The sequence below is a fragment of the Flavobacterium sp. genome, assembly GCF_036741995.1.
In the GTDB taxonomy this organism is placed as follows: domain Bacteria; phylum Bacteroidota; class Bacteroidia; order Flavobacteriales; family Flavobacteriaceae; genus Flavobacterium.
In genome coordinates this window covers 1-9,283 of the sequence record NZ_DAINRG010000071.1, presented here as the reverse complement: position 1 = coordinate 9,283, position 9,283 = coordinate 1, and the positions used below count along the sequence as shown (strand labels likewise).

8 protein-coding genes and 1 pseudogene are annotated in these 9,283 nt (G+C 38.9%); 6 read left to right on the top strand and 3 right to left on the bottom strand.

What is annotated here, in order from left to right:
• From V7D82_RS12935 to V7D82_RS12925, 3 genes are all read left to right on the top strand, one after another.
• A partial coding sequence (locus V7D82_RS12935; RefSeq protein ID WP_333601375.1) for a T9SS type B sorting domain-containing protein occupies positions 1-4,434 on the top strand: 4,434 nt, incomplete at its 5' end.
• Between the two features lie 35 nt (positions 4,435-4,469).
• Positions 4,470-5,738, top strand: a complete 1,269-nt coding sequence (locus V7D82_RS12930) for a sterol desaturase family protein (protein ID WP_333601374.1) — start codon at positions 4,470-4,472, stop codon at positions 5,736-5,738.
• On the top strand, positions 5,731-6,405 hold the full coding sequence (locus V7D82_RS12925; RefSeq protein ID WP_333601373.1) for a lysoplasmalogenase: 675 nt from the start codon (positions 5,731-5,733) through the stop codon (positions 6,403-6,405). The genes V7D82_RS12930 and V7D82_RS12925 overlap by 8 nt, the downstream gene beginning before the upstream one ends.
• A gap of 22 nt (positions 6,406-6,427) precedes the next feature.
• Here the strand turns inward: V7D82_RS12925 and V7D82_RS12920 are convergent, their stop codons facing one another.
• The 3 genes from V7D82_RS12920 to V7D82_RS12910 are packed head-to-tail and all read right to left on the bottom strand — an operon-like array spanning position 6,428 to position 7,845.
• Positions 6,428-6,829 (bottom strand): lipocalin family protein, encoded by a 402-nt coding sequence (locus V7D82_RS12920; RefSeq protein ID WP_333601372.1) that lies wholly within the window; start codon positions 6,827-6,829, stop codon positions 6,428-6,430.
• Positions 6,830-6,870: 41 nt separating this feature from the next.
• A complete protein-coding gene (locus V7D82_RS12915) occupies positions 6,871-7,284 on the bottom strand; it encodes a DUF6691 family protein (protein ID WP_333601371.1) in 414 nt (137 codons plus the stop codon).
• 3 nt (positions 7,285-7,287) lie between these two features.
• The gene (locus V7D82_RS12910) at positions 7,288-7,845 is read right to left on the bottom strand and encodes a YeeE/YedE family protein (RefSeq protein WP_333601370.1); all 558 of its coding nucleotides are present in this window, start codon (positions 7,843-7,845) and stop codon (positions 7,288-7,290) included.
• Between the two features lie 97 nt (positions 7,846-7,942).
• Here V7D82_RS12910 and V7D82_RS12905 point away from each other — a divergent pair, with 97 nt between their 5' ends.
• The 3 genes and pseudogenes from V7D82_RS12905 to V7D82_RS12895 form a co-directional block, all read left to right on the top strand.
• The gene (locus V7D82_RS12905; RefSeq protein ID WP_333601369.1) at positions 7,943-8,422 is read left to right on the top strand and encodes a DUF4199 domain-containing protein; all 480 of its coding nucleotides are present in this window, start codon (positions 7,943-7,945) and stop codon (positions 8,420-8,422) included.
• A gap of 41 nt (positions 8,423-8,463) precedes the next feature.
• Positions 8,464-8,922 (top strand): 2-dehydro-3-deoxyphosphooctonate aldolase, encoded by a 459-nt coding sequence (locus tag V7D82_RS12900; RefSeq protein ID WP_333601368.1) that lies wholly within the window; start codon positions 8,464-8,466, stop codon positions 8,920-8,922.
• A 68-nt stretch (positions 8,923-8,990) separates the two neighbouring features.
• A pseudogene (locus tag V7D82_RS12895) lies at positions 8,991-9,283 on the top strand (3-deoxy-8-phosphooctulonate synthase); the annotation flags it as partial.

Below are 9,283 nucleotides of genomic sequence, written 5' to 3'. Positions count from 1 at the left end.
ACTACTTTAACTATTACTGTTAATCCGAATATCACGCCAACATTTACAGCTGTGGCGCCGATATGCTCTGGTGCAACGCTATCAGCTTTGCCAACCACTTCTAATAATGGTTATACCGGAACTTGGACTCCTGCACTCAATAACACAACTACAACGACTTATACATTCACGCCAACTGCCGGACAATGTGCTACCACCACAACGCTAACAATTACAGTTAATCCGAATATTGCTCCAACCTTTACAGCTGTGGCTCCAATATGTTCCGGTGGTGCACTTTCAGCTTTGCCAACTTCTTCCAATAATGGATATACAGGAACTTGGGCACCGGCTCTTAATAATACAGCCACAACGACTTATACATTCACACCCACTGCCGGACAATGTGCTGTTTCTACAACCTTAACCATTACTGTTAATCCGAATATCACGCCAACATTTACAGCTATAAGCCCAATTTGTTTAGGCGGTGCGCTATCGGCTTTGCCAACTACTTCTAATAATGGTTATACAGGAACTTGGGCTCCGGCACTAAATAATACAACGACAACAACTTATACATTCACACCTACTGTTGGACAATGTGCTACCACCACAACGCTAACCATTACCGTTAACCCGAATATCACACCAACATTTACTGCTGTAGCGCCGATATGCTCTGGTGCAACGCTATCAGCTTTGCCAACCACTTCTAATAATGGTTATACCGGAACTTGGACTCCTGCACTCAATAACACAACTACAACGACTTATACATTCACGCCTAATACAGGACAATGCGCTGGTCCAACAACGTTAACCATTACTGTTAATCCGAATATCATACCAACCTTTACAGCTGTGGCACCGATATGTTCCGGCACTACACTTTCGGCTTTACCAACGACTTCCAATAATGGATATACCGGAACTTGGGCACCGGCTCTTAATAATACAACCTCAACAATTTATACGTTCACACCTACAGCAGGGCAATGTGCTACTACAACAACTTTAACCATCACCGTATATTCATTGCCTCAGGTTAGTAGTCTTCCTCCTTTGTATTATTGTGATCCCAATAATGATGGATTTGGTGTTTTTGATTTAACACAAATAATCCCTATGGTAACTGGTGGCGTTCCGTATCCGGTTAGTTTTCATGAAACCATAACCGATGCTGAAATCAACGGAACTTTTATTCCGGATCCTTTGACTTATCACAATATCCATTCTAATATTCAAACTATTTACATTCGGGTAGAGTCTCAGGAATCATCATCTTGTTATAAAATCATCACTTTAGATTTGATCGTCAATCCAACGCCGGTAGCCATAGAGCCTGAAGATTACCATGTTTGTGACACCAATTATGATGGTTTTGCCAGTTTTAATTTGGCATCCATTTCAGCTTCTGTATTAGGTGCTATAGACACTACCACCCATTCCATTGCTTATTATACTAGCCAGGCCAATGCTACTTCTGCCACAAATCCGATAAGCAATCTTACCAATTTCATTAACCAAACCATTAACACACAAACCATTTGGATACGGGTTGAAAATAATGCCACCGGTTGTTATGATATTGTGACTCTGCAATTGGTTGTCGATCCGTTGCCAAATGCCACACAACCTAATTACCCAGCCTATACTTTGTGTGATACTACGGCACCTTTAGGCTATGAAGTTTTTGATTTAGGCTCAAAAATTGTGGCTATCTTACTTGGGCAAACCGGCATGAATGTTAGCTTCTACTTTAGTCAAGCCGATGCCTTGGTCAATTCTAATCCGCTACCGCTTTTGTATGCTAATGTTGTTCCATCAGTGCAAACTATTTGGATACGAATAGAAAATGCCAATACCGGTTGTTTTGTATTATCAACAATGGACATCAGAGTGGAACCATTGCCAAGTCCGATACCGCCTAATGACGCCTATACCGTTTGTGATGGCAATCAGGATGGCTATGGCAGTTTTGATTTGAATACACTAACTTCGGATATCATACAAGGAGCCAATTACACGATTACCTATCATGAAACAATAGACGATGCTCAATTGGGAAATAATCCTTTGTTGAGTCCTTATGAAAACATTATTCCATTCCTTCAGTTTATCTATGCTTCAGCAGTTGACAACAACAATGGTTGCCGAAGCGTGATTCCTATTGCATTGGATGTTGAACCACAGCCTTTAATGCCAATATCGATTGCACCACTGATACAATGTGATGAAGATAACAATCCGCAAAATCAGTCGATGCTATTCGATTTAACTCAAGTAACACCAATAGTACTGGCGGTTCAATCTTCGGCACCTAGTAATTATACCGTAACTTATTATACATCGCAAACAGCCGCTATAGCTGGAATTGCTCCTATCATTCAGGCAACGGGTTATATGGGAAGCAATCATCAGATTATTTGGGTTAGAGTCGAAAACAATGCTTCGGAATGTTTTGCCATAGGATCATTTGAATTGTTAGTCAATCCTCCGCTGCCTATAACAACTCCGGCTCCGCTAAGTTTATGTGATTCTGATGCCAATCCTAATAATCAATATACAGTTTTTGATTTGACAATTAAAAATGCGGAGATTACTCAAGGTCAACCCAATATGACTGTGACTTATTATCCGAATTATCCGGTTACCACTTCGAGCATTGCTATTCCTAATCCAACGACTTATACCAATATATATCCGGGGGTTCAAACTTTGGGCGTAATGGTTACCAATCCACAAGGCTGCAGAAGCTACACTTCTTTAGACATTAGAGTGATGCCAATTCCGACAGCTAATACCACCGGTTTAAGACCCTTAACAGCAAAATGCGATGTCAATAATCCAGGAGATATGCTGGAAATTTTTGATTTAACCATAAACGCTTCTCTGATTATAAACGGGGATCCAACGTTAACCTTACATTACTATCCTACACAAGCTGATGCACTAGCCGGAACGAATCAAATTTTAAATCCGACTAACGCTTTGGTTGGTCATAATGTGTGGATTAGAGTTGAAAATACTAATGTAGATTACTTTGGAAATAATTGTTTTGTTTTGGTAGAACAGCCTTTAACAGTCAATCCGTTGCCAACTATTATTCAGCCACTAACGGTTCAAAATTGCGATACTGATACGGATGGTTTAGCCTTGTTTGATTTAACCGCTACAACAGCAAGTCTTCTTGGCGCTGGGCAATCGGCTTCTGATTTTACTATTACTTATTATACCACAGCAGCCAATGCACAAGCAGCCACTAATGCTATTCAAAATCCAAGTGCTTTTACCAATACCATTAATCCGCAAATCATTTACATAAGAGTCGTTAATAACACTACTGGCTGTGTGAATTATAATGGTCAATTTACCCTTGTTGTCAACCCGAAACCAACCGCAACAGCACCTGCTAATTTTGCCACTTGCGATGATAGCAGTGCCAATGATGGTCTCTATCCTTTAGACCTGAATACTTATGTTAGCGGAATTATCGGCAGTCAAACAGGAGTTGCCGTTACCTTCTATAACTCGCAAAACGATGCACAAAACGGGACCAATGCTATTGCGGATTTAACCAATTATCAAGCGTACACGCATACTGTTTGGATACGAGTAGAAAATACTACAACCGGATGTTATGCATTAACTTCTTTCAATATCATAGTAGAGCTATTAGCTGAACCGGTCATTGCTTCAACGAATGATACTATTTGTGTTGCATTTGGTTCAAATGCTTTATTGAGCGGATTAACTTTAAACAGTGGTGTTACCGATCCAAATTACACCTTTACCTGGTCTTTAAACGGAAGTATAATTCCGGGGGCTTCTAATGCCACTTATACCATTACCTCAGCTGCTCCGGGTGATTATACAGTAGTCGCCACCAGTAACAATCCGCCAATGCTGGGTTGTGCTTCCGATGTTTCCAATACGTTCACGGTTATCCAATCCGGCCCAGCGCAAGTAGGCAATCCGCCGTACACCGTTAGCAATCCGTTTGAAGACAATCAAACCATCACCGTGAATATTTTAGGATTTGGTGTTTATGAATATAGTTTGGATGAAGGTTCGTACCAAACAAGTAACGTTTTCGAAAACGTCTCTTTGGGCTCCCATACCATTACCATCCGCGATGTAAAAGGCAATACCAGTTGTGGTGAGATTGTCATTGATAGTATCATGACCATTAGTTATCCGCATTATTTTACGCCAAATGGTGACGGTTTCCACGAAACCTGGAATGTGGTGGGATTGCAAAACAGACCAGCTCGTTTGTATATTTTTGACCGTTACGGCAAACTTCTGAAACAACTAAGTCCATCGGGAATCGGTTGGGACGGAACCTATAACGGGCACGAACTTCCTTCGACAGATTATTGGTTTAAAGTAGAGTATTTCGACCAATCGCAGTGGAAAGAATTTAAAGCGCACTTCTCGCTGAAACGATAAAATCATTGTATATTTGAGTTCCAAATCAACTATTTATGGAACAATACGGGAAAATATTACTGATTGCCATGCCCTTTTTTCTGTTACTAATCGTGATTGAAAAAACATACGGATACTTCAAAGGCATTGATCATGCGCCGATGATGGACAGCATTTCGAGTATCAGTTCCGGAATGACGAATGCCGTGAAAGATGCTTTGGGTTTGAGCATTGCCATTATTTCCTACGAATGGATGTTGTCTCATTTGGCGATTTGGCATGTAAAAGCCACCGTTCTAACTTATGTCATCGCTTTTTTTGTTATTGACTTTTATGGCTATTGGAGCCACCGTTGGGCTCATCAAATTAATTTTTTCTGGAACAAACACGCCATTCACCACAGTAGTGAGGAATTTAATCTGGCTTGTGCGTTGCGCCAACCGATTTCCAGTTTTGTCAATTTGTTTACGTTTTTATTGCTACCGGCGGCGCTTTTTGGAGTTCCGGCGCAAGTGATTGCTATTACCTTACCGATTCATTTGTTTTTGCAGTTTTGGTATCATACGCGCTATATTGGCAAACTTGGTTTTTTAGAAAACATCATCGTTACGCCTTCGCATCACCGGGTTCATCATGCCATCAATCCGGAATACATGGATAGAAATCACGGTCAGGTTTTTATTTTTTGGGACAAATTATTCGGCACTTTTCAGGAAGAATTGGAAACCGTTCCGCCGGTTTTTGGCATCACCCGACCAGCGCACACTTGGAATCCGATTCGCATCAATTTTCAGCATTTATGGCTTTTAATTAAAGATGCCTATCATGCCGAAAACTGGAAAGATAAAGTTACCATTTGGTTTAAACCAACAGGCTGGCGCCCAAAGGATTTTGACACCAAGCATCCAATCGCGAAAATTACGGATGTTTATCGTTTTGATAAATACGGAAAGCAACATTCCCAATTATTGCTGTATTGGTCTTTGGTGCAATTATTTTCTACCTTAGGATTGATAAGTTATTTGTTTGGAAACATTGCCAGCATTGGGTTGCCGAATATTTTTGTGTACGGTTTATTCATTTTTGTTACTATTTACAGTTACACCGAATTGATGGACACTCGAAAATTCTCGATGTTTTGGGAAGGATTGCGCTTTTTGTTTGCTGTGGGAATTCTTTATTTTTATGGCGATTGGTTTGGCCTCTCCAAACTTTTATCCTTTTCCAATTCGGTGCTCATCGCCTACTTCTTTTTGTCTTTGCTGATGAGTGGTTACTTTGTTTTCTTCGAATTTCGAAATGCTCAAAACCTTTCTTATGACTAGCCAAAGATTGCTACAGAGCTTTCTCGTTTTCGGAATTGTATATTCACTATTGACACTTTTCGGAAATGATGCGATTACTTGGTATTTGAAACCATTGCTACTTCCGTTGCTGTTTTTTGCAGTGGCCAAAGAAACATTTGACTCCAAAAAATGGCTGTTATCCGCACTGTTTTTCTCTTGGATTGGCGATTGCATTTTACTTTTTGCCGATAAAGGAGAGCTGTATTTTATCTTCGGATTGGTTTCTTTTTTGATAGCGCACCTACTGTTTATTGTACTTTTTTCGAAACAACAATCAGAAAGCAATCATTGGAAAAAGCCTTTGTTTTGGATTGGGTTTATTGGAGTTGCTGTCTACTTAGTGAGCATGTTGTCGCTTTTGCTTCCGTCGTTAGGCGATTTGAAAATTCCGGTCAGTATTTATGCTTTGACCATTTCCATCATGTTGATTGTGGCTTTAAAAGGCGCTTTTAATTGGAACAGAAACTCAAAATATTGGGTGTTGGCAGGTGCAGTATTCTTTGTGGTTTCGGATAGTCTTTTGGCGATAAATAAATTCCACAGTCCGATTCCTTTGGCGAATTTTTGGATAATGATAACGTATCTGATGGCACAGTTTTGTATTACTTATGGGATTTTGAAATTAAATAAAAATGCTCTCGATTAGGAGAGCATTTAGTTACTTTTAGTTATTTTATAAACTCTAGTATATCGCCATCCGAATTTTTAACTTTAAGTACGGTAGATGTTAGCTTTAAGATAGTAAATGTGAAAGAACCGTCAGAAAAAGTTGTTGTTATAGTACTACCCGATTTTGTATATGTTCCTGAATGACCAACAGCATCACATGTAGAAGTATAATAAGTATCTATAATAGTGCCATCGGCTTTAAATTCTGATTTATCTTTATCACAACCATCTTGGTTTCCGGTGTAAGGAGTAAGCACTTCCTCACCATTAACTACCGATCCTTCTCTTGAATATTTCCAAGTCCCTATAATTGAAGGCGAATCATCACTACTACTGCTATTACTACAGGAATTGAATAAAAAAGCCGAAAAAAGAACGGCAAAAATTAGTTTTGTCTTCATGATTATTTGATTTATTAGGTGATAAATGTAAACGTAAATTATTAATGCGGCAACTTATCCTTTACAACACCATACAAAAAAGTTCCGAAAACGGCTCCAATCAATATCAACCCGACACTCAAAAACCCTGAGCCCAAAAGAATAAATATTGGCCCCGGACACGCGCCAACCATCGCCCAGCCTAGGCCGAACAACGTACCGCCAATCCAATAACGGGCATTGCCTTTTTCTTTGTCCTGAATGTTAATTGGGTTACCGTCAATGTCTTTCAATTGTTTTCTTTTGATGATTTGAATTCCGATTAAACCGGTCGCAATCGCAGTCATAATAATGCCATACATGTGAAACGACTGAAACTGGAACATTTCATAAATGCGGTACCAGGAAACCGCTTCGGCTTTGGTCAACACAATTCCGAAAACAAAACCAACTAGTATATATTTTAGATAATTCATCGCTTAGAAAATTAGAGGTAAAATAAAATGTGCCATAATCAATCCGCCCACAAAGAAACCGATAACCGCTTTCAACGAAGGCAATTGCAGGTTACTCATTCCGGAAATGGCATGTCCCGAAGTACAACCACCGGCGTAACGCGAACCAAAACCAATCAGAATTCCGCCCACAATCAGAATTAAAATCATTTTTGGCGAATGAAATATTTGATTGCCAAATAACGCATCCGGCAATAGTTTTCCGTTGGGAGCATCAATTCCCATAGCAGCCAATTGTTCAATTGTTTTTGAATTAATAGCTACATTGGAAGCATCGCTCAGAAAATGAACCGCTACATACCCGCCTAACATAGCGCCAAAAACCACTGCTAAATTCCAGCGTTGTGATTTCCAATCCCAATCGAAAAACGGTACTTTTTTACCAATTCCGGTCATGGAACAAAGAGAACGCAGGTTGGAGGACATCCCGAATACTTTTCCAAAATAATTAAGCATCAGCATGACCATGCCAATCAAAAATCCGGCAACAGCCCAATGCCAGGTGTGTGTAATATATTCCATGTGAGTATTTTTTACAAAAATAGCAATATTACCTATTTTTAAACATTATATATTCGGTGAAAATAAAGTATTTTTGAATGCAAATTAGAAGACCAAAATGAAAAATTATTCTATCGAAATAAAATGGGCGATTCGTTTCACCTTATTAACGTTAGCCTGGGCTATTGGCGAAAAACTAACCGGATTACACGATGCTTACATCGATAAATATGCTTTATACACTAATCTTTTCGCTATACCTGCTATCCTTTTCTTTGTGATGGCTTTAAGAGAGAAAAGACAGTATTTCTTCCACGGAACCATGACTTGGACACAAGGATTTGTCAGCGGAATTGTTCTGTCTTTTTTTATTGCCCTGTTAACACCAATGGCGCAATATGTAATATACAGCTGCATTACGCCTCATTTTTTTGACACTATTATTGAATACAAAATAAAAAACCACTATATGACCATGGAAGTAGCCCGAAAATATTTCAACAAAGAAACCTACATGCTGCAAAATTCCTTTAGCGCGCTGTCATGTGGTGTAATAACCGGAGCCATTGTTTCATTATTTATCAGAACCAAAAAATAGCTTAGCACGATTATTGTTGTACTCAAAAAAACTTTATTCTTATGAAAAAAATAATCAATTGTACCTATTTTGTTGTGTTGATTTCGCTTTTCACTTCGTGCGTTAGTACAAGATCTACACTGAAAAATGTAGATGATAATGCTCCTATTCCAACATTGACCAAGGACAATACTTTTTGGCTAACCGAATACAGTAAAGACAAAAAATATGCTTACGATCCGGATTATCCTGTTAATGTTTTCTATAAAGACACCAAAAATGAAAACATCAATGCAGAGCGTTTTCTGAATGCGTTAGCCGGACCCAATGGCGAAAAAATAACGTTTACTAAATTGGAAAGTTGCTGTCCGTTTCCAACAAAAAGAAGTGATTTGGGCGCCGGTTTTTTGGATGTATATGAATTAAAATGGGAAGGGCAAACCAATCCTGTAAAAGTATACCTAAACATTTATGAGCGAGGCTATTTGTTAGTTCCTGTAGGGCTTTCCATCAAAAAATAACTTAACAAAATATCTATAAAAAGTAACCAAATTATTCATAACTTAGCGGTTTTTAAACCCAAAATTTTATGAATATAACTACCATTCCACAAATCAAAAATACTGATAGTGGAAATTTCTTTGTCCTTGCAGGTCCTTGTGCTATTGAAGGCGAAGAAATGGCAATGCGAATTGCCGAAAAATTAGTTTCTATTACCGATAAATTAGAAATTCCATACGTTTTTAAAGGTTCTTTCAAAAAAGCCAATCGCTCCAGAATAGATAGTTTTTCCGGAATTGGTGATGAAAAAGCATTAAAAATTCTTCGCAAAGTTTCTGAAACTTTTCACATCCCTACTGTTACCGATATCCACACTAATGA